Raw genomic sequence first — 21,076 nt, forward strand, 5'->3', positions numbered from 1 at the left:
CACCTCCTATAACGTTGTAATTTGCACAATTGTGTACACCGATAAAATAATAATTCCAATCAAAAAGAATACAAATCTCTTTTGAAAATACGCAAATAGCATGAACGTATTTTTCATATCAAGCATAGGCCCAAACACAAGAAATGCGAGAAGTGCTTTTACAGAGAAAACATGTCCAAAAGATGCCGCTATAAATGCATCTGCTGCTGAGCAAATGGATAAAACATAGCCCAATCCCATCATAATAATTGGGGAAATCACTTCATTATGCGCCACTGTATCAAGTACATTTCGATCAAAAAATGTTTGAAATACGCTCGCAAAAAAAGCACCAACCAACAAATATTTACCCGTATCAAAAAACTCATCTACAGTGTGATTCACAACATTCCTCCAGCCCCTTTTTTCTTTTTTTTGAATCGGTTCCTTTATGTCTTTTAAAACATTTTTCCCGCGATAGAAATAATACACAATTAGCCCTACTAATAGCGCCGCACAAATTGTTATCCCAAAGCGTGCATATACAATTACATCATTTTTTTGAAATGCATATACGGTAGATAAAAGAACAATCGGGTTCATAATAGGTGCACTCAGTAAAATTACAATTCCTATATGAAGAGGGAGTCCTTTTTGAATAAGTCTTCTTACGATTGGTATAATGACACATTCACACATTGGAAAAATAATTCCCACAAATACTGCTGGAATCATTGCAACAATTGGAGATCTCGGCATTACTTTTTGAATCATATCTTCTGTCACAAACACTTGAATGAGAGAAGAAACAATTACCCCTAATAAAATAAAGGGTATTGCTTCAAATATAATACTTAAAAACACCGTATTCATATTCAACCATTCTTTTGGCATACCTTTATGTAAATTTGCTAAACTTGTAAAATCTACAAAAAATAATAAAAAAAGAAAAATAGCAATAAGGACTATTCCTATTAATTCTTTTGAAGCTCTATTAAAGACCAACATTATCCCCCCACTTTATTCATATTAAATTGTATGCTTGTCCAAATGCCCTACACTACTACAACACAAATTTTATAGTTTATTTCTATTCTTAAATCGTAATCGTTATGATTTATTGTTGATTTTTTATTTTTTATCGCTTAATATAAAACGTAATCATTACGATTTAAAGGAGAGAGATTATTTCATGAAAAAAATACCTATTACTGTATTAAGTGGATTTTTAGGAGCTGGTAAAACCACTTTACTGCATCATATTTTGACTAATAAAAATAACTTAAAAGTAGCTGTTATCGTTAATGATATGAGTGAAGTAAACATTGACGCGTCCCTTATAAAAAAAGGTGGGTTTTCACGCACAGAGGAAAAACTAGTAGAAATTCAAAATGGTTGTATTTGTTGTACACTACGAGAAGATTTAATGATAGAAGTGAATCGGCTTGTTAAAAACGGTGATATTGACTATATAGTTATTGAATCTTCCGGTATAAGTGAGCCGATTCCAGTTGCCCAAACCTTTACTTATACAGACGACGTTCTTAACATTGATTTAACGAAAAATTGTCGCCTCGATACGATGGTTACAGTTGTAGATGCAAATAGATTTTGGGATGATTTTGCAGATGGAGAAAGTCTACTAGACCGAAAACAAGCAATTGATGAAAATGATACACGAGAAGTTATTGATTTATTAATAGATCAAATTGAGTTTGCAAATGTAATTATCCTTAATAAGGTAGACCTACTAGAAAAAGAAGATGTGATAGAACTCCATCATTTACTAAAGAGACTAAACCCTAGTGCAAAAATTATTGAGTCTTCATTTAGCAACGTACCACTGCAAGAAATTTTAAATACAAATTTATTCAATTATGAGGAAGCCAGTCAATCGGCGGGCTGGATGCAAGAATTAAATAGTGAACATCACACACCCGAAACGGAAGAATACGGTATCAATTCCTTTGTATACCGTCGTAAATACCCTTTCCATCCTGAACGCCTTATGAATTGGTTAGAAAAATGGCCTGTAGATGTTGTAAGAGCGAAAGGCTTTTTCTGGCTCGCATCTCGTAATAATATGATAGGGCTTCTATCTCAAGCAGGTTCCTCTATTACAATTCAAGGAGCCGGCGAATGGATAGCAGCACTACCCGAAAACGAAAGAAAACAAGTCCTTACAGAAGAACCTGAAGTATTGAAAAATTGGGATGAACGATACGGAGATCGAGTAAGTGAACTCGTATTTATCGGCGTTGATATGAATCATTCTCTGATTGAACAATCATTAGATGATTGTCTATTAACAGAAAAAGAAATGGAACAAAACTGGAATACATTTGTTGATCCTATTCCAGCTTTTACTTACACTTCATAATCAACAACAAAAAGGCTTCCGTAAAATGAAGCCTTTTCTACTTTATAGCACTCTTATTCAACAGATTCGCTTTAATAATAAACACAATTGTACCTAAAACAACTAATGCAGTATATACGATCCCAACCACATCACCTATTTTTTCTAGGCCAAATGGTAATATTATTGTACTAACTCCGACTATATAGGAAAACATCCCTGAAAGCTTCGCTAATTTATTTTTATCTCCAACAAACGTTTCTTCCTGATAACCTGCCAACAAAAACAATCGCTTTTTCACATGTATTTGATATCCTAAAAAAATTATAAATAATCCAACAAATAAACAAACCAAAAATCCCGCTAGCATATTACCACCAACCTTTCTAGAATATTTTACCACATAAAAAGTTCATCGTTCTTAATAAAAAATGTTTTCAATTAGAAATTTCAGTTTATTTACACTCCATTACGTGATATATTGCATATTGTATCCAATATATATTTTTGAAAGGAGGACTATATACCTTATGGATCCAAATCGCTTAAAAGGAATCATTATGGTTATAATTGGGGCTTGTTTATGGGGATTGTCCGGGACAGCTGCACAACAACTTTTCCAATATGAACACGTTTCTACTGAATGGTTAGTTACTATTCGATTGCTTATATCCGGTGTTATCTTGCTCATTATTTCGGCATTCGGAACGAGAAAAAAAGAAATATTCGGCATATGGAAACAAAGATCTGATGCTTATAAAATGGTATTGTTTGGCCTATTCGGTATGCTTGCAGTACAGTACACGTATTTTGCTTCTATTAAAGAAGGCAATGCCGCCGTCGCAACACTATTACAATATTTAGCTCCTATATTTATCACTGTATACTTACTTTTCAAATGGAACGTTCGTCCATCAAAAATTGATTTTATTTCAATTGCCCTCTCATTAGTAGGAACTTTCCTCTTGCTAACAAACGGGTCTGTTCATAACTTGGCTGTTTCTACACCAGCTATTATTTGGGGAATTTTATCTGGATTATCTCTTGCTTTTTATAGTTTATATTCAAAGGAATTACTAGATAGATGGTCTTCTTCTGTTATCGTTGGATGGGGCATGATTATTGGGGGTATTGGTGTAACATTACTACACTTTATTTCTACAAAAGAATTCATTTTATTATCAACTATGAAATATGTAAAACTAAGTACCCTACCGCTTATCACATTTGTCGTCATTTTCGGGACACTTATTGCATTTTATTTATACTTAGACAGCATACGATACCTGACTCCGAAAGAAACGACATTATTCGGTTGTACAGAACCACTCGCAGCTATTATTTCTTCTGTACTTATATTACACGTACCATTTCAATCTTTTCAGTTATTGGGCGCTTTTTGTGTCATTGTAATGGTGCTTATCTTAAGCCAAAAACCGGATGAAGGGAAACCCGAATTAAAGCTTGTTCATGAGAAAACGGAAAATATACAATGAAAGGATTGAATTCACTATGCCTATCCCTCAAAATTATAAAAAACAAGGAAGAGTTTCAGCAAAATCAATCGTTTTAAATCAACTACAAGATTGGATTATTGAAGGTGTACTGCAGCCTGATGAAAAAATTAATGATGGGGAACTGGCTGAAGCACTAGGAGTAAGCAGAACACCTGTAAGAGAAGCACTTCAAATATTAGAGCTTTCTGGATTAGTGGAAATGGTACCTGGGCAAAAAACAAAAATTGCTCCTATTAAGTTAGACGACATTCCTATCATTTATGAAACGATGGCTGGTCTTCACTCTATTATAGGAAAGCAAGCACTTCAAAACATTACAGACGCTAATTTGAAACTACTTTCTGAAATAAATGATGATTTCCAGCGCTCTATAGAGGAAAAAAACGCAAAACAAGCTTTAGAACTAGATATACAATTTCACAATACAATTTCTTCTATTGCTAAAAACCAATATATTGAACCCTTTTTAGAAAATATGCAACTTCACGTTTTACGCCTTGAATATTTGTTTTTCCAAAACTTTGTTCCAGCAAGTCAATCTATTGAAGAACATCATTCTATCATTCAAGCACTGCAGAAGCAGGACGAAAAACAAATGGAACAAATGATGTCTCAAAACTGGCTTCGTCCAATGAGAGAAATACAAAAAATAATTTCTACAAAATAATAATAGAGCTGGTTACACAAAATCGTAACCAGCTCACCTTTTACTAATCTATATAGCTATGCCTGAATATCTGCATAATCTTCCATGTCCTCATACTCTTTTTCCAATTCCTCTAAAGACAGCTCGTATAATTGTCGGTCACGAATCTTAAACACACCTGCTCCAATTAACTCATCAATTAAATGCCTCTTACGATTTTCAACAGCAAAACGGAGTTGACTACTCATCTTTTAAAAAACTCCTTTCTACGATCATTGAAAATGATAATCTTTATCAATTACCACTTTTGATTATAAAAGATGACTCTTTATAAGTAAAGTAATTTCATGAAATATTTACCTTACAAAGTATTTGTGGCCACATTATATATATGTATGCCGTGCGAAAAATGTTATGACACATTTTCTTATCCTTTTTCTTTCATACTTTGCAAGTTGTCTCACTATGATTAAATTCACCATCTATTTCTACTTGAATGGTGACATGTTCTACATGAAATTTCTCCTTCAATACATCCGTAGCCTCTTTTAATACACTTTGCGTTTCATTATCTTTAATAATCAAATGGCAAGTTAATACTTGAAAATCAGATGTGACAGACCATATGTGCAAATCATGAACTTCTTTTACAACCGAAATATTTAATAATGTATTTTTTACCTCTTCAACATTTATGTGCTGCGGTGCACCTTCCATCAATATATGAACCGTATCACGTGTTACACGCCACCCACTAATAATGACTAAAATAGACACAAGAATACTAGCAATCGCATCTGCAGCAGTCCATCCGAAAAATTTAATACATAGCGCTGCAATAATCGCTCCGACTGATCCTAATAGATCGCCTAATACGTGTAAGAAAGCACTTCTTAAATTCAAATTTCCCTTCACATCTCCGCCTCTCATTAATATCCAAGCTGATAAAATATTAATAAGCAGACCAAGTACAGCAATAATAAGCATCCCATTACTAGCAATCTCAACTGGTTCTTTAAAACGGCGAATTGCTTCAATAAAAATGTATACTGAAATGACAATAAGAACGACACCGTTACATAATGCCGCTAACATTTCGACTCGCTTATACCCGTATGTTTTCGCAGTTGTTGCTGTTTTTTCTCCAAGCTTAAACGCAAGTAAACTTAAAGCTAAAGATACCGCATCACTTAGCATATGCCCCGCGTCAGATAGTAGTGCTAAACTATTTGTTACAAATCCCCCAATAACTTCAGCAATCATAAAACTTGTCGTTAATACGAAGGCAATTAGTAACGCCTTTTTATTTTTTGAATGACCATGATCATGTGAGTGTCCCATACGAATGCTCCTTTAAGTGCAATATCTGTATGTTAGTATGAAACAAACTCACTCCCTTTATCCCCGATTAACTGTCCGTAAACAACCACTTCCTTCTGTATACACACTTCGCTATTTTTCAAACAAGTCCTTTTTCTCAAGCAAAAACAAGACTACTTCTTTTTTATTTTCATATTCTTTACTAAAGAAAGAATTTTTGAGGAGGGGACAAAATTGAAAAGATTATTTCTCTGTATGGAGCGTGAACTACTTGTAGTAAAAGAACAATACGGTAGCTTTGAAACAGCGTATCACTTACAAAATATGCAACCTACCTGTATCACCGTTGATCCATTCCAACAAAACCGTGTATATTGCGGAACATTTGGACGAGGTCTCTGGTTAAGTGACGATAGTGGAGATTCATGGAGACCGATTGGAGATTCTTATCGTTACTTTGATTTTCCAAAAGAAGATGGTATTCTACACTCTTCTATTACTTCCATTACGATAAGCCCTAATGAACAAGTGAACGGCTATGGCGTCGTTTATGTCGGCACAGAACCGAGCGCTTTATTCCGTTCTGAAAATGGTGGTGAGACGTGGACTGAACTTAAAAATATGAAATCATTATTATCTTCTTATACGTGGGCTTTCCCGCCTAGACCTTTTACTCATCACGTACGCTGGATTACAGTTGATCCAAACAATCCAAATACAATCCATGTTTCAATTGAAGCTGGTGCTGTTATTCAAAGTAACGATAAAGGCCATACATGGATTGATAAAAAATTTGGTGCTCCTATCGATGCTCATCAATTACTTATGCACCCTGAAGCCCCAAATCGCCTTTATGCATCATGTGGTGACGGATTTATGGGCGGACCTGATCGCGCATACCTTGAAAGTTATAACAGTGGAAACAGCTGGATATCATGCAGTGAAGGACTTGAACATCATTATTTATATAGCATGGCTATCGATCCGGCTGATTGTGATACAATTCTCGTTTCTGCCGCACCGAGTGCTGATCTCGCTCATCACCGTATACCTTATGAATCTTATATTTATCGTAAAACGAAAGATACTCCGTTCCAGCAAGTACTGCAAGGACTACCATCAGCAATCGGTACAGTCATTTCGATGTTTGCGACAAACGAAGCCGAACCACATACATTTTACACTTTAAATAACAACGGCGTGTTTCAATCCAATGATAGCGGCGAATCGTGGGAACAACTAAACATTCCGTGGAAAGATGAATATAAAACGCAACATCCGCATGCTTTACTTGTGACTAGTTCTTAACGAAAAAAAGACTGCCTAACGGTTTTAGGCAGTCTCTCTTTTATTTCTTTAAATCAATTACGATATCATCTAGAACAATATCTTTACTCTTCGCTTCTTTTTTCGGCACTTCTATTTTCTTCTCTTTTCCATTCACATACTCCACTCCACCATGATTTTCAGGTGTATGAACTCGCAAGTGTACGCGAGGTGTAACGATAAGCTTTGTTGCATTTTCGTTTAGTTTTTGGAAGGTGGCACTCCAACTACTTTTATGTGGCTCCGCTACTGTACTAGTTCCGCCATTTCCTTCACCAGCATAATGATTGCCTAAATCATCTTTTATTTCTAACTCAACATCCGCACTATCCCATATACTTCTTAATGCCTTAGATTCTTCCTGATTGAAAAAAACGATATATGACATCGGGGTTACTTCCATTTTGTCTATATTTACTTTTATTAATTCATTTTCAGAAACCTTATTAACTTTTAATTCCTTACTATCCATCGCTTTTAAACTAAGCGCGAAATTCCAGTTCCCCTTTATTGCATTACCTTCATAATCCAACTCAATTGCCTCTATATCCCACCAAACATTTGCAACATCTAACCTTTCACTACCATGACCACTCATCGTAGTCATACCTACATATTTTCCCTCTCCAACTTTTGTAACGTTCGAACTACCTCCTCCGCCATTAAAGCCCCTAACTTGCGGACTTCCAAATGGGAACGGTTTCTCTCCTAAATCTTTTTCGCTTTCAATAGAATATGTGATTGTAATTGTTCTACCATCAAACACAGCATCATTAATGGTAACCTTAACCCCATTACTCTCCCGCGTCATATTCAACTCAGTCGAAAACTCTTTATAATTTTCATATAACCCTGTTCTACCATTATCTAAAAATCGGAATATGTCACCTACAATTGGCAATCCTCCGGCATATGTAGGAAACCCGATACCAAGCGTTGCAACTGATAATCCTACTAAAATAGATGCAGCAGCGACACCTTTTTTCCAACTTTTCATCTTTTTCTTCGTACGTATCGATTGTTTTACATTACGTTTTACTTTTTCTTTTTCAATTTCAGAAGCCTCAATTTCCTCAAGCTCTTTTTCATCTATATCAATGTCATTTAATAGTTCATAAATGTCTTTCATATTGCACTACCTCCAAAATTAATATTCGTAGCATTTTGTTGTAGTTTCTTTTTCCCTCGGTACACTCGATTATCGATCGCCGCCCGGGTTAGTCCTAACTTGTCACCTATTTCCTCTGTCTTCATACCGAGAAGGTATTTCATAATGAACACCTTTTGATCTAGCGGTTCTAATTGATTAATAAGCTTTAATAACTCTTCCCTATCTTCCATAACGATTAATTCATCTTCAGCTGACTTTTCCGTACTGATATGAAACTCATCTGAAATAATTTCTACTTTTTTAGTCGCTTTCCGGTAATAATCAATCGCCTTAAATTTCGCGATTGCCGCAATCCATTTTTTAAAATCATTCGGCTCTCCATGAAATTTATTTGCGTTATTCCAAACGGAAAGAAATATATCGTTTACACATTCCTCTATCAATCCATCATTTTGAACTGGAAGAAGAACTTTATGCGTTATCCCCTTTATGAGTGGTAAGTATGTATCGACAACAAATTCTAGCGCATCTTCTTTTTGCCCTTGTAATCTTTTTATAAAATTTTTCTCATTTGATTTCATGTAGCGATTCCCCTTATTTTTTTGTAAAAGCTTTTACACCCTATATAACGTCTAAATAAATATTTTCTCTCATCTTTTTATTATTTTTTGTATGTAATGGAATACTTTCCCTTAGCCATTGTCTCACATAACTATGCGTTCAAAGAAAATTTTCTCAAGTCTGCAATTTAATTCATGTAGTACACTATTTATATAGTCATTCTTTAACTTAGTGTACATTTCACCCCGCATTAACGGGCAGTAAATCCCACCTCAAAATTGTGCGAATGCGAGGATCTTAGGTGAGGGATAACTGCCCGTTAAAGCCCGATTGGTTCAACTAATAATCATTGGGGGCTGGACACCCCCCAATGATTAAATTTTCACTTTATTTCATTAATCTACTTTTCAACATTTTAAATTAGGAGATGAGATGTGTATGTGTGGAATTACAGGTTGGGTAGATTGGAAGGAAGACCTTTCAAATGAACATGTTATTTTAGAAAAGATGGCAAATAGTATTCAGCATCGTGGTCCTGATGCTGAAGGATTTTGGTTTTCACCTCGCGCGGCCTTTGCACACCGCCGGTTAATCGTAATTGATCCAGAAGGCGGAACACAACCGAAGACATTTCGTGCTGGTGATTATACGTATGCTCTTACTTATAATGGAGAAATTTATAATTTCCGTGAACTGAGAGAACAACTTCGAAAATGTGGTCATGCATTTGAAACGCATTCAGATACAGAAGTGTTACTACATGCTTATTTAGAATGGAAAGAAGGCTGCGTACAACATTTAAACGGCATTTTCGCTTTTGCCTTATGGGATGATCAGAAGCAACAACTGTTTTTAGCACGTGATCATTTAGGCGTAAAACCGCTCTTTTATACAGAAAGAAATGACAGTATTATTTTCGGATCTGAAATAAAAGCATTATTAGCTCATCCATCTGTTCCTGCTGAAATTGATGCGAATGGCATAAATGAAATATTTGGATTAGGCTTATTTCGAACTCCAGGATGTGGCGTCTTTAAACATATTCAAGAAGTGCGTGCTGGACATTCTATAACGTTTACACGTGATAAAAAAGTAGTTACGAAGTATTGGAATTTAGAAAGTAAGGTCCATACAGATTCAATAGAAGATACATCATCACATATTTTATCTATTTTACAAGATACAGTAAAAAGACAATTAATTGCCGATGTTCCTCTCGTCTGTATGTTATCAGGAGGATTAGATTCTAGCGGCATTACTGCACTAGCGGGGAAAGAATTTGCTGCTGAAAATAAAACACTTCATACGTATTCCGTTGACTTCGTAAATAGCGCAAAAGATTTTGAACTGACATTTGCTCGCACTGGTTTAGACGCTCCTTGGGTAAAACGCGTTTCTGAGCATGTAGGGACATCGCATCATGATATTATTGTGAATGCTGAAGAATTAGCAAATCACTTATTCGTTCCCCTTCGTGCAAAAGATTTACCGAGTGCTGGTGAAATGGAAACTTCACTATATTTACTATTTTGCGAAATGAAAAAAGATGCAACTGTAGCTTTATCTGGAGAATCTGCTGATGAAGTATTCGGTGGATATCCTTGGTTTCACCAAGAAGAATTACTGTATGTAGATAAGTTTCCGTGGCTAACTAATTGGAAAAATACATCTCCTCTTCTACTAAATGAAGTAAATAACCAATGCAACTTAGAAAACTATATTGATACACGATTCCAAGAAGCGATACTTGAAGTACCTACTCTTGAAGGCGAAAACAAAAAATCCGCGAAACAACGTCAAATGTTTTATTTATTTTTAACGAGATTTCTCCCGTTCTTACTTGACCGTAAAGACCGTATGAGTATGGCGGTAGGATTTGAAGTTCGTGTACCGTTTTGCGATTATCGATTAGTTGAATATTTATGGAACGTTCCTTTCAACATAAAAAGCATTGATAATATTGAAAAAGGCATTTTACGTAGAGCACTGCAACCTGCTTTACCTGACGATGTACGTAATAGAAGAAAAAGCGCTTATCCAACTTCACAAGATCCACATTATTTACAAACAATCCGTCACTTATCACTCGACATGTGCAGTAATAAAAACAATCCTATTTTCTCACTTATTAATCATTCCACATTACTTGCGATTGCCGATGAAAGCAATAAAGAAATTAACGATTTTGAAGCAAGAAGTGCTATGGAATACATGCTTCAAGTAAATGAATGGTTGAAAACATATCACATCCATATCGCTTAACAAAAAGGAGTTCAAGGATAAAAACCTTGAACTCCTTTTATATTAATTAGCGCATCGTTTATTTTCAGTATCAATGGACCATCCAATAATAGTGGCACAATCTCTACCTTTCCACTGTAGTACATTTGTTAATACTGGCTCAATCTGTAAGCAACTTCCGTCGTGCAATATTTCTACTAAAGATTGATCATCATCAAACCTTCGTTTATCACACTCTAAAATACCGTCCGTTGCCATTACAATGTGATTCATTCCTTTTTCTAATCCTCTTACACCTGACGTAAAGCAAGGTGTATTTGCTGCGAAAATATTTTTTCTACCAATATATTCGTAATTCTTCCGTTTATTTAATCGCCCTTTACCATTCTTCGTTTTCTCAGAATGGAATAAATATGCGAAACAATCACCAACTGATAGCCAATATAAAAATTCGCCTTTTCGTAAACAAATTAAACATGCAAGTTCCTCATCATCTTGATCACATTTTTCAATAAACAACTCATCTGTAAATAACGCTAATAAGTACATATGTGTATGATGAAAAGCTAAGTGTATCGGGTAGGAAAATAACTCTTTTAATTTCTCTTTTCTTTCTGAAATTGCTTCTATTATATAATCAATATTTTTTGTTTTATGGTGTGTATCAAAAATCATAACAAATTCAAATTGTAATTCAGGATCCCACCAAGCAAGTACCGCATCTCCTCGTTCATACGCATCACTCTCTTGATTTCCCCCATATACGCCGACTGAAAGAGGACCACATTTTTCAACATGTATTTCATCTACATACATCTGTTCATGACTCATCCATTTGAATGTATTCACAGCTACCATCCTCTCTCTTGCTAAATGTATACCTTTACACATAGATTACCTTATATTTCAATAAAAATAAACTTTTTCAACATTTTTTATCCAAATAAAAGGATTTTATTTCTAAACTAACGAATATATCTTATTATACGATATAAAAATAGGAGGGGATTTATCATTATGAAAGAAATCAATCAACATTGGGAAAGTATTTATTATCACTTACGATATGAATATGAAGACAACCTTTCCCACCAAGCCATTCGTATTTTACAAATCGTTTCTCGTGAGAAAGATATAACAATTGGAAAAGTCGCTACTGAGCTTAATCTCTCTCATAACACAGCGTCTGAACACATAAAACGCCTTATTCAAAAAGGATTTATCATGAAAGAAAGAAACAAACAAGATGAAAGGGTTGTGAACCTTACTTTAACGAAAGAAGGAATTGAAGTATTAGAAAAGCATACTTTACTAGATAAAGAAAAAATAAAAATATTAGAATCACAGTTATCAAAAGAAGAACAACAATTAATCGAAAAAGCCTTTTCATTATTAGCGAAGGAGGCAAAGTATGCATTTCCTCGTTAAAGTAATCGTTTCCGCACTTATTATTGGCGTTATTACTGAAGTCGCTAAACATTATAGTACGATAGGCGGCTTTATTGCTGCCCTTCCACTCGTTAGTTTACTAAGCCTATTTTGGATTTCTGTCGAAGGTGGGAACAAACAAGAATTAAGTCAATTTGCTATAGGCGTATTATATGGATTTCCTGCATCCGCACTACTATTATTTATCGTCTATATTAGTCTAAAAAACTCTTTTTCACTTAGTACATCTGTCCTGTTCGGTATAGGTGTTTGGTGTATCGTTTTTGCTTGTCAAAAATTATTTCAAGCTTAATTAGGAGGGTTTATTATTTATAAATTTGTAGAGGTATTGGGGCAAACTATAGAAGTATATATAAAAGGAAGTAGTAAACAAACGGTAGTCATTCAAACCGGAATGACTTGCTCATTTTATGATTGGTTTCCTATTATAGAAAAGCTTTCACAGCACTTTACAGTCATTTCATACCATCGCCCAGGTTACGGAAAAAGTGAACTAGGGAATCATTCCCGTACTACATTACAAGTAACAAAAGAACTTCATTTATTGCTACAAAAGCTGGCTATTCACGAGCCAATCATTCTAATCGGTCATTCCTATGGCGGCTTATGCGCACAACATTTTGCGATGTTACATGAAGATAAGCTGCAAGCACTTATTTTAGTTGATTCTACTTCCATGAACTTACACCGACTAGATGAACTTCATTTACCAATTTCTGATCAGACTGACTCGGATGATATGTGGCTTCAAAAATATAATACATACTCCAAAATGAATGTAGACATGCTTTATAATGAACTAAAACCTATACTTGCTAACCAATCAAGACAGTACATTGAATTTTCTATCTCTCCTCTATTATATAAAGCGACAGCTGCTGAACTGTCCGAGTGGAAATATTGCGCTCGCTCAATAAAAAAACAACATAAAACATTAGAAATACCATTAATCGTTATCGGTAGAGATCCTCAATATTCTACTAATCAATTGATTGAGGGTGGTATGCCAAAAGAAGAAGCTACACAACTTGAAAGTATGTGGCAAGAACTTATTCGTGAACAATTAAATCTCTCAATAAACAGCCAATACATTTTAGCTGAACATGCTAGTCACGGGATAGAAAATGATCGCCCAGATACTATCATTGAAGCCATTCACTCATTGTCCATAAAAAAAGGAAGCAACTGAAGTTGCTTCCTTACTTATCTATTCATAGTCTTCTTCGTCATCATCAACTTCTTCATAATACGAACTCCCATTGCTTACATATATAGGGCCATTCGCAACATCAATACGTAATACCCATGCCCATGGCACAGCTAAACGTTTATGTATTGCTCTCCAAAAGTTCATTGATTTTCTTTCGTACTCCTGGAACTCCTGAAGTAACTCTTTGTAGGAGGAACCGTCTAACTGAATATTTGCTTCTAGCAAACGAGAATGGGCATAGTACTGCAGCTCTAGTTCAGCAGCAATCTCCATTTCTTCTTCCGTTGCCATACCTATAATTGCTCCATCTGCTGGTGCGATTTCATATACGTTGTGAACTTCAATAAGCCCTTCTTTCTCTTTCTCAAACATGTAAACAGCCTCCTTTAACCAATATTTTTTATGTTACAAAGTCATACTTCTACAATACCTTCTCTCTTTCCTCTTTTTTTGATAAACTTTTACAAAATGTTTATCCGATGACCTGTTTTCTCTACTCTTTCAGCAGAGCTGAAACAATTATTATCAAAAGTTAATTTATACACATCAGGCATATGAAGGGTTCTCCAAAACTGAAAATCATATTTCGAATCAAAATAATTCATGAGTAATACCATAATATTCCCATGAGTACCTATTACAATATTCTTACCTTTATATTTTTTTAATATACTTTGCATACATGTTACAGCACGTCTTTGTGCTACATCATTTGATTCTCCGCCTTCGTATGCAAAAGTCCAGTCTTCCCATACCTTCTGAAGAGCATTATTAAAATCCTGTACTGGTTCTTTACTTAATAGCCTTTCCCGTAAATCTTCTTCCAGTTGTATTGATAAATTATATGTATTCGCTATCCCTTGCACGGTTTGAATCGCCCTTTTGTACGGGCTAGAGATTACAATATCAATATGTTTATCTTTTAATAAACGTGTTACATTCTCTGCATCACAATACCCTTTATCAGATAAAGGCCGTTCCCGTTCTTCTTTTGTATATGTAGAGTGGGCATGGCGAACGAAATATATTGTCGTCATTTTTCAACTTCCTTTCTTATTTTCAATTTATATTCAATGAGGTAAATAAGAAATCCTGTATCATAAAAAGAAAAGGACACTTTCTAAAAAGCGCCCTTGTTTACATAATAAAATTATTTCATTATAATTTCCTTCTAAACTCTTCATTTGTTACAGCGTCTTGAATAAAATAATCTATATTATTTCTCAATTTTTGGTATGCAACTTGATCTTCTATATCGTTAAACATAATTACAACTTCTACCTTATTCCCCTTCTTATCTGTAGTATACAGACTTTTTGTCAATACGAATGCGGTAGAGCCACCTTTTTGCCCAGCGAATTCTAACTTACTATTATTAACTGTTCCTTTGAAAATATTCTCGATTTCTTCTTGCATTGATTTTGGAAAATAATTTCTACTATTTATCTTTTCCATTATACTCATATAATCTTTAGCGTTTGCACCCACTAATCGATCCGACCAAATTCGCTGAAATTCCATATCTACTTTTAATGGAATATCCCGTTTTTTCCATTCTTCTTCATCTTTCATCCATTCATGTATTTGTAACACATGTTTATTATATTCATCCTTTGACATGTTACTTATCATTTCTAACGATTGATTTTCTGGCTCATGAAGCTCTTTTTCTACATATCCTCTCATATATAGTGAAGCAGTATACGAAGAGAACTTGTCATGACTAGTAAGCTCTAACTCTTTTATACTTTCATTTACTCTTTCTATTCCAAGCTTATCTAACAAATATGTTGTATTTGCATTAGAACTATAATGAATCATCCCTTTAGCGACTTCTTCTAAAGCGATCTGTCCATTTTTCACTAATTCTCTCGCTTTGGCATCTTCTAACCAGTCAGGATGTGCGCCACCATCAGTGTTTTTAACGTAATATTTTTCTAGCTCATGCAATGAAATTTGTTCATCTCGACTTATTTTTCCTTCTGACACTTGTTTAGCAAATTCAACAGCTATTACGATCTTTGCCGTACTCGCTAATGGCAATTTTACATTTTCATTTATAGATGTTAATACTTCCCCATTTTTTCTAATTAGTAATGAACATGTTTTATCATCTTTATGTTCTTTTATGTACTTTAATACATAATCAGGATCTTCTTTTGACAAATAGTACTTCATAATAACAAAGAAAGCTATAACGGCTACTATAATGACTCCTGCAACAATTCCTATAATCTTTAATATGTTCACAATATGCCCCCTCTAGAAATTCCCTTCTATATAATAATTATAACGAATTGAATTACAAAATTAAACAAAACAGAGTAACTCTTCCTAAAATAGAAAGAGTTACTCTATTTCACATGATGTTATTTGTCCGTTTAACGTAACGATTATATTTGAGTCGTGACTTTCTTTAACGCTATTTAGTCGATTTGAATTAGGAGGACCAATTACAACTGACTCCTTAATTGGCGAAAGGTCCTTTCCTAATTTTTCTGCACTTACACTGTATCGTATGAAAAACATGTATGTGCCTAATCATTCACATAACAAAAAAACATGCCTTCATGATGAGAGCATGTTTTGTGATATCCTTCACATTGTTTAGTTAAAAAATAAACGTTTACTTACCATGATGTAACATTAAATCACTTAATTCTTCTTCAATGTGATTTAATTTCGCAACGCATTCTTTCCATTTATGAATATAACGTGAAACCCCAACGAAAAATAAAACGATAATTGTAGAAAGAATAATACCATACACGATTGCTACAGTACTCATAGTTACACTTCCTTATAATTAGTAATGTTGTTATTAGTTATATTTTTATTATAAACCTTTTTCTTTTAAAATACTTCGATTTCAACTTTTTGTAACAAAATTGATTTTTCTAATATTTCGTTCATAAAAATGGCATATTTTTCACAAATTATACAAAACTTCACCATATGTACTATTACCATATGAGTTATATTGTTAAATAGGATAAAGTGAAATTTTAGTCAGTACGGGGTATCTATCCCACACTGATTATTAGCCCGCACCAACCATGATTTTACGGACCGTTACTGTGGGATAAAGGGGATGAAATACTATGACGACTTGGTTTATTGTTATGTTAGTTGTATTTGGAGCATTTAAAATTATCGTTTCTAGCCTTCCTAACTCTGTTATTGAATCTATTATTAGCAAGTACGAAACACATCCACAACTTGAAGAAGAGAATGTGACTATTACAATTCACGGAAATAACGTAGAAGGCGAACAGAAATCCAAAATTATTCATGATTTTAACGAAGGTTTATTTTTAGATCGCTATTATGCACCGCCACACAATGAGGGTACTCCTTTAATTATCAATGCAAAACGTGGCAAAAAAGATTTTACATTTTATATTTATAGTCATGAAGAGCATGTTGATGTTGTAAAGCAACATAAAAAGAAGGTCGTTGCTTATAGTTTACGCTCTAAAAACCTTCAAAATAATGATATGTTCGTGTCAGCTGATTTAGCTTAATACCCATATATAAAAGGAATCCATGGCATATGGATTCCTTTTTACTATTTATTGAAAAATAAGCTCTGTCTTCAAACTATCTTTCGGTAACAGCCATCCTTTTTGATCTAAACTCTGCATTAATAATTCTCTTTGTTCTTTTGCAATACTTTCCTCTTTTGTTTTAAACGAAACTTCTATTACGAAATCATCTTCTATCTTCCCTGTATTACTTAGTGGCCAAACTTCAATATTCGTTTTAATATTTTCAAATTCACCTGTATACCTCTTCATTAATATAGGACCATAAATACGAGAATTTTTGAGCATTTCTTCTCCCCAATTCGTATACAACCATTTGTTCATTTTCCCTGGCAATTTTTCTATTAACATGTTTTGAGCGGCTCGTTCGTTTGGTAAATCAAGTACTCCATATCCTTTAGCGCTGTAACTTTTCTTATTTGAAATACTTAATGTTTTCTTCTCAAATCCCCAATCTATTTCTGCCTCATAATTATCAGTTTTACTGTCAAATCCATCTTTTTTAGCTACTTCTAGTGCATCTTGAATTACACCGTTTTGAATAGGGTATCTTTTTTTATATGTTAGCTCAAAATCTTTACTAAATTCTTTCTTTCGGATTCTGGCAAACCAGCCTTCATTACTTAAATTTTTATTTGCCGTATCTAAAAACTGTACTTGTATCCTTTCATAATTTGTACCAGCCTGGAAATGCTCTAGTACATCTTGTTTCATCTCTTTGTTAGGACCTAGTACTTGTTCTGGCTTTAATAATAACTTCACTTCAAAACTAGGTGTCATTGGACTAGCAGCAACCCCCTCCTTAACGTTATAAAGGAAGCAACAAAAGAAAATACTTACGAATACAAATACTCTTTTCATATACCTATCCCCTTTACATTTCAAATGACTTCTATACGTTCCATAGTAAGTGAATATACATTTTCATACCCTGCCGTGCTAAGCTTTTTCTGTAATTGATCCGTATCCTCTTTCAAAGCGTGTACTAACACCGTATGTTCTGGTAATAATGTATTTAACATTTCTTTAACATCACTTATATTTTGGTGAACCTTATACGGAACTCGTTCCACTCTACATCCTTTACTTACACGTTCTTTCATCACCTTTTCTGCAAAACTCCCTTTCGCAATATGTCCAGTAAAGATAATGGAATTTCGTTCTTCATGCCGAAGTTGTTCATAATACAACTGTGCTCGTTTCGTTTGCATATTCGCATCACTCATTACAACTATTCCATAACTATGTTGCGTACCGATGTCATCATCCATAACTATTACGTTTCTTTTTAAACTCTCCACTAGCTCTTCAAGTTCTTCATTATTTTTGATCCAATCTTTATATACGATCATCTCTTCGAATCCATCCAAAATTTCTTGATCTACTATAATGGGCAGTTCTTTATATTTTTCATATAAATACAATACGATATCTTGTGCTCTACCAAGCGGTGGCAACGGTAATACTGCTATTCCCTTCTTCCCCGCAACTCGTACAATTTCTGCACACAGTTCGGCTACTCGTTCATTTTGCGAAACATCATCAGTGTGATACGCGGCATCTACGATGGCAACTTTTATATCGCCACGCAATTTCTCAGGTAAATTAGCTCGTAGTATATTAGACTCTGCTGAATAATCGCCAGAATAAAATACATATGTATGACTCATATCCACTAAAAACCAAACAGCGCCTAATACATGACCACTATAGCCCCATTGAAAGCGCAATGTAGGAGTAATTTGTATCCATTCATTTGGATTACTAATCTCATCAATATATACATAATTTAAATCTTTTATGTTTTGGTCACTATAAGGTACATTCCATCCTCGCGTCAGATTGTATTTTCTCCATTTTTCATAATAAGCTGGAAGTTGCTCCTTCGTATAACGAGTCGTCCAAATTTTTTTCTTATATCCATACTTCGCTAATAAAGGTAAACCCATCGTATGATCTTCATGAATATGCGATAAAAATACTGCATCTAAAAACGGCACAACTTCCCTCTCTATTTTTGGATAACTATCCTCATATGATCGATTAATACCACAATCAAATACTATTTTCGTCTCTTTATTTTTTACGAAGTAGCAGGAACGACCGTATTCTCCCGCTCCTCCCCATACTTCCATCCTCATCATGATACCCCTTTTCGTTTTTGCTCCATATGTTGCAGAAGTAATAAGCACATTGTTGTAAGTCCAACAGAAACGACAGCCATCGCCATTCCTATAGATACTTCCCCTTGTTCGAATTGAGCAAAAATAAATGTTGCTGATGTTTCTACTGATGGAGGTAGTACGAGAAGCGACGCTACTAACTCTCTTATCGAGATTGTAAATGTCATCGCCCATCCGGCAAGAATGCCCGGAATAATAAGAGGTAATATTATTTTTCTAAAAATATAAATATAATTTCCAGAAAAAATACTTCCTGCCTGTACAAGAGAATCATCAATTTGTCCGAGCGATGCTTTTACATACTGCACCGTATAAGGTAAAAAAAGAACAACATACGTTACGATAACCATGACTGGTGTATTGTAAATTGACATAGGCATATATGGTGAATTCCAAAATAAAATAAGCCCTACAACCATCACGATTCCTGGTACCATATTCGGTAACATACCGCACATATCAAGCCATTTTTCAGAGGACTTTTTCCCCTTTCGGATCATAAGCGCCAAAAACACTCCAATCATAACGGCAATAATCGCTGTTATAAGCGAAAAAAGAAAACTATTCCATAAAGCTTCTAATCCTGGAGATCCCATTGTAAATAATGCTTCATAATGGCTCGTTGTAAAGTTATTTAACTGTAAGCCGCCGCCTCTTAATTTCGATAATGAAGCAATCAGTATAGAAAAATACGGGATTCCAATTGATACGATTAATAAACCGATTACATAAACCCATGCTACAATGCGCGTAAATATAGACAATGTATACCTTTTAGATTTCACACCTTTTCCACTAACCATTGCATATGAATATTTTCGATTTAATACATTTTGCATATACCAAATGAGCATACACGCGCTAAGTAATAAAGAAGACAATGCTGTTGCACTACTAAAATCAATCGGCCAACTCGAAATAAATTTATGAATTTCTGATGTTAACACATGAAATCCTATTCTTCGTCCGAATGTAGCCGGCGTTCCAAATTCTGCAATCGTCTTTACGAAAATAAGTAAGGCACCCATTACATAACTTGACACTAATAGCGGCAATATTATTTTTCTTAAACGATAGAAGAAGCTTCCGCCATGAACTGCTGCTGCTTCTTCTTTACTACTCCCAATCTGAAGTAACGTATTTTTCAACATGAAATAAAGGAATGGGAATAAATGCAGACTCATAATTACAACCATACCTCCTAAACTAAAAAACGAGGATGATATCGTCTTTAGCATCGGAAAAAACTGTTCGAAATAGCCGTTCGGTTGCATGAACAAAATCCAGCCCATCGACCCAATATACGGCGGTGTCATAAATGGGATCATAAAAACAACATCTAGCTTGCTGTACTTTCCAACATCTGTTTTGCTCATAATGAACGCTAATGGAAATGCAAATACGGTAGCTCCTATTACTACAAGTACACCGAGAAGCATCGAGTTTAGAAAAATCCCAGCTAATCCACCACTCTGCATCACTTCAAAAGGCTTTAAAAAATTCCAACTACTATTTTCATATACACTAGAAAGTAAAATGAGAAAAAGCGGAATGACGATTAACATCGCCACAAGTAACGACGCTACCGTCATTCCAACTTGTCTTACTGACACGAATCGATTTACCATG

At 34.6% G+C, this 21,076-nt stretch carries 24 protein-coding genes and 1 pseudogene; 9 read left to right on the forward strand and 16 right to left on the reverse strand.

Annotated features, from left to right (window positions below):
• Positions 1 to 6 precede the first annotated feature (6 nt).
• Entirely contained in the window at positions 7 to 984 is a 978-nt protein-coding gene (locus KVT31_RS07640; RefSeq protein ID WP_088095911.1) for a permease, read from the reverse strand.
• Positions 985 to 1,171: 187 nt separating this feature from the next.
• Here KVT31_RS07640 and KVT31_RS07645 point away from each other — a divergent pair, with 187 nt between their 5' ends.
• Positions 1,172 to 2,359: a GTP-binding protein gene (locus tag KVT31_RS07645; RefSeq protein ID WP_088095910.1), complete on the forward strand. Its 1,188-nt coding sequence runs from the start codon at positions 1,172 to 1,174 to the stop codon at positions 2,357 to 2,359.
• Positions 2,360 to 2,396: 37 nt separating this feature from the next.
• Here KVT31_RS07645 and KVT31_RS07650 read toward each other — a convergent pair whose 3' ends face one another.
• Positions 2,397 to 2,708, reverse strand: coding sequence for a DUF3784 domain-containing protein (locus KVT31_RS07650; protein ID WP_088095909.1), 312 nt, complete (start codon positions 2,706 to 2,708; stop codon positions 2,397 to 2,399).
• Positions 2,709 to 2,868: 160 nt separating this feature from the next.
• Between KVT31_RS07650 and KVT31_RS07655 the strand changes: the two genes are divergently transcribed.
• The gene (locus KVT31_RS07655; protein WP_088095908.1) at positions 2,869 to 3,834 is read left to right on the forward strand and encodes a DMT family transporter; all 966 of its coding nucleotides are present in this window, start codon (positions 2,869 to 2,871) and stop codon (positions 3,832 to 3,834) included.
• A 16-nt stretch (positions 3,835 to 3,850) separates the two neighbouring features.
• A complete protein-coding gene (locus tag KVT31_RS07660) occupies positions 3,851 to 4,522 on the forward strand; it encodes a GntR family transcriptional regulator (protein WP_088095907.1) in 672 nt (223 codons plus the stop codon).
• A 56-nt stretch (positions 4,523 to 4,578) separates the two neighbouring features.
• On the opposite strand, the gene fbpA is transcribed toward KVT31_RS07660, so the two are convergent.
• Together fbpA and KVT31_RS07670 are read right to left on the reverse strand one after the other, a co-directional pair.
• Positions 4,579 to 4,749, reverse strand: a complete 171-nt coding sequence (fbpA, locus tag KVT31_RS07665) for a Fur-regulated basic protein FbpA (protein ID WP_000098301.1) — start codon at positions 4,747 to 4,749, stop codon at positions 4,579 to 4,581.
• 193 nt (positions 4,750 to 4,942) lie between these two features.
• Positions 4,943 to 5,842 (reverse strand): cation diffusion facilitator family transporter, encoded by a 900-nt coding sequence (locus KVT31_RS07670; protein ID WP_088095906.1) that lies wholly within the window; start codon positions 5,840 to 5,842, stop codon positions 4,943 to 4,945.
• 213 nt (positions 5,843 to 6,055) lie between these two features.
• Here KVT31_RS07670 and KVT31_RS07675 point away from each other — a divergent pair, with 213 nt between their 5' ends.
• A complete protein-coding gene (locus KVT31_RS07675; protein WP_088095905.1) occupies positions 6,056 to 7,129 on the forward strand; it encodes a WD40/YVTN/BNR-like repeat-containing protein in 1,074 nt (357 codons plus the stop codon).
• A 40-nt stretch (positions 7,130 to 7,169) separates the two neighbouring features.
• Here the strand turns inward: KVT31_RS07675 and KVT31_RS07680 are convergent, their stop codons facing one another.
• Both KVT31_RS07680 and KVT31_RS07685 read right to left on the reverse strand, forming a co-directional pair.
• Entirely contained in the window at positions 7,170 to 8,276 is a 1,107-nt protein-coding gene (locus tag KVT31_RS07680; protein WP_088095904.1) for a DUF4179 domain-containing protein, read from the reverse strand.
• The gene (locus KVT31_RS07685; protein ID WP_088095903.1) at positions 8,273 to 8,839 is read right to left on the reverse strand and encodes a sigma-70 family RNA polymerase sigma factor; all 567 of its coding nucleotides are present in this window, start codon (positions 8,837 to 8,839) and stop codon (positions 8,273 to 8,275) included. The genes KVT31_RS07680 and KVT31_RS07685 overlap by 4 nt, the downstream gene beginning before the upstream one ends.
• A 418-nt stretch (positions 8,840 to 9,257) precedes the next feature.
• Between KVT31_RS07685 and asnB the strand changes: the two genes are divergently transcribed.
• A complete protein-coding gene (gene asnB / locus KVT31_RS07690) occupies positions 9,258 to 11,081 on the forward strand; it encodes an asparagine synthase (glutamine-hydrolyzing) (RefSeq protein WP_088095902.1) in 1,824 nt (607 codons plus the stop codon).
• Positions 11,082 to 11,123: 42 nt separating this feature from the next.
• Here the strand turns inward: asnB and KVT31_RS07695 are convergent, their stop codons facing one another.
• Positions 11,124 to 11,951 carry a PP2C family serine/threonine-protein phosphatase gene (locus KVT31_RS07695; RefSeq protein WP_088095901.1) on the reverse strand — a complete coding sequence of 276 codons (828 nt, stop codon included), beginning with the start codon at positions 11,949 to 11,951 and terminating at the stop codon, positions 11,124 to 11,126.
• Between the two features lie 126 nt (positions 11,952 to 12,077).
• On the opposite strand from KVT31_RS07695, the gene KVT31_RS07700 reads away from it, so the two are divergent.
• From KVT31_RS07700 to KVT31_RS07710, 3 genes are read left to right on the forward strand one after another with little or no spacing between them, the layout of a single operon-like run.
• Positions 12,078 to 12,488 carry a MarR family winged helix-turn-helix transcriptional regulator gene (locus KVT31_RS07700; protein WP_088095900.1) on the forward strand — a complete coding sequence of 137 codons (411 nt, stop codon included), beginning with the start codon at positions 12,078 to 12,080 and terminating at the stop codon, positions 12,486 to 12,488.
• Positions 12,472 to 12,801, forward strand: coding sequence for a DUF3147 family protein (locus tag KVT31_RS07705; protein ID WP_088095899.1), 330 nt, complete (start codon positions 12,472 to 12,474; stop codon positions 12,799 to 12,801). Before KVT31_RS07700 ends, KVT31_RS07705 begins: the two co-directional genes overlap by 17 nt.
• A gap of 60 nt (positions 12,802 to 12,861) precedes the next feature.
• Positions 12,862 to 13,698 (forward strand): alpha/beta fold hydrolase, encoded by an 837-nt coding sequence (locus KVT31_RS07710; RefSeq protein WP_308162437.1) that lies wholly within the window; start codon positions 12,862 to 12,864, stop codon positions 13,696 to 13,698.
• A gap of 18 nt (positions 13,699 to 13,716) precedes the next feature.
• Here the strand turns inward: KVT31_RS07710 and KVT31_RS07715 are convergent, their stop codons facing one another.
• The 6 genes and pseudogenes from KVT31_RS07715 to KVT31_RS07740 all read right to left on the reverse strand — a co-directional run bounded on the left by KVT31_RS07715 (position 13,717) and on the right by KVT31_RS07740 (position 16,689).
• Positions 13,717 to 14,091 carry a hypothetical protein gene (locus KVT31_RS07715; protein ID WP_000461761.1) on the reverse strand — a complete coding sequence of 125 codons (375 nt, stop codon included), beginning with the start codon at positions 14,089 to 14,091 and terminating at the stop codon, positions 13,717 to 13,719.
• Positions 14,092 to 14,180: 89 nt separating this feature from the next.
• The gene (locus tag KVT31_RS07720) at positions 14,181 to 14,756 is read right to left on the reverse strand and encodes a histidine phosphatase family protein (RefSeq protein ID WP_088095897.1); all 576 of its coding nucleotides are present in this window, start codon (positions 14,754 to 14,756) and stop codon (positions 14,181 to 14,183) included.
• Positions 14,757 to 14,877: 121 nt separating this feature from the next.
• Positions 14,878 to 15,969 carry a serine hydrolase gene (locus KVT31_RS07725; protein ID WP_088095896.1) on the reverse strand — a complete coding sequence of 364 codons (1,092 nt, stop codon included), beginning with the start codon at positions 15,967 to 15,969 and terminating at the stop codon, positions 14,878 to 14,880.
• A 99-nt stretch (positions 15,970 to 16,068) separates the two neighbouring features.
• Positions 16,069 to 16,236, reverse strand: a pseudogene (locus KVT31_RS07730) (cupin domain-containing protein); the annotation flags it as partial.
• Positions 16,237 to 16,345: 109 nt separating this feature from the next.
• Positions 16,346 to 16,507, reverse strand: coding sequence for a hypothetical protein (locus KVT31_RS07735; RefSeq protein ID WP_016088490.1), 162 nt, complete (start codon positions 16,505 to 16,507; stop codon positions 16,346 to 16,348).
• A gap of 65 nt (positions 16,508 to 16,572) precedes the next feature.
• The gene (locus KVT31_RS07740; protein WP_002018064.1) at positions 16,573 to 16,689 is read right to left on the reverse strand and encodes a hypothetical protein; all 117 of its coding nucleotides are present in this window, start codon (positions 16,687 to 16,689) and stop codon (positions 16,573 to 16,575) included.
• Between the two features lie 131 nt (positions 16,690 to 16,820).
• On the opposite strand from KVT31_RS07740, the gene KVT31_RS07745 reads away from it, so the two are divergent.
• Positions 16,821 to 17,243 carry a YfmQ family protein gene (locus KVT31_RS07745; RefSeq protein WP_088095895.1) on the forward strand — a complete coding sequence of 141 codons (423 nt, stop codon included), beginning with the start codon at positions 16,821 to 16,823 and terminating at the stop codon, positions 17,241 to 17,243.
• A 48-nt stretch (positions 17,244 to 17,291) separates the two neighbouring features.
• Here KVT31_RS07745 and KVT31_RS07750 read toward each other — a convergent pair whose 3' ends face one another.
• The 3 genes from KVT31_RS07750 to KVT31_RS07760 are packed head-to-tail and all read right to left on the reverse strand — an operon-like array spanning position 17,292 to position 21,075.
• Positions 17,292 to 18,125: a hypothetical protein gene (locus KVT31_RS07750; protein ID WP_088095894.1), complete on the reverse strand. Its 834-nt coding sequence runs from the start codon at positions 18,123 to 18,125 to the stop codon at positions 17,292 to 17,294.
• Positions 18,126 to 18,145: 20 nt separating this feature from the next.
• A complete protein-coding gene (locus KVT31_RS07755; protein WP_140392411.1) occupies positions 18,146 to 19,408 on the reverse strand; it encodes an MBL fold metallo-hydrolase in 1,263 nt (420 codons plus the stop codon).
• Complete coding sequence (locus KVT31_RS07760; RefSeq protein WP_088095892.1) at positions 19,405 to 21,075, reverse strand: ABC transporter permease; 1,671 nt, start codon at positions 21,073 to 21,075, stop codon at positions 19,405 to 19,407. The genes KVT31_RS07755 and KVT31_RS07760 overlap by 4 nt, the downstream gene beginning before the upstream one ends.
• Between the last annotated feature and the right edge of the window lies 1 nt (position 21,076).

This window comes from Bacillus sp. GbtcB14, assembly GCF_019091205.1.
Taxonomy (GTDB): Bacteria; Bacillota; Bacilli; order Bacillales; family Bacillaceae_G; genus Bacillus_A; species Bacillus_A cereus_AG.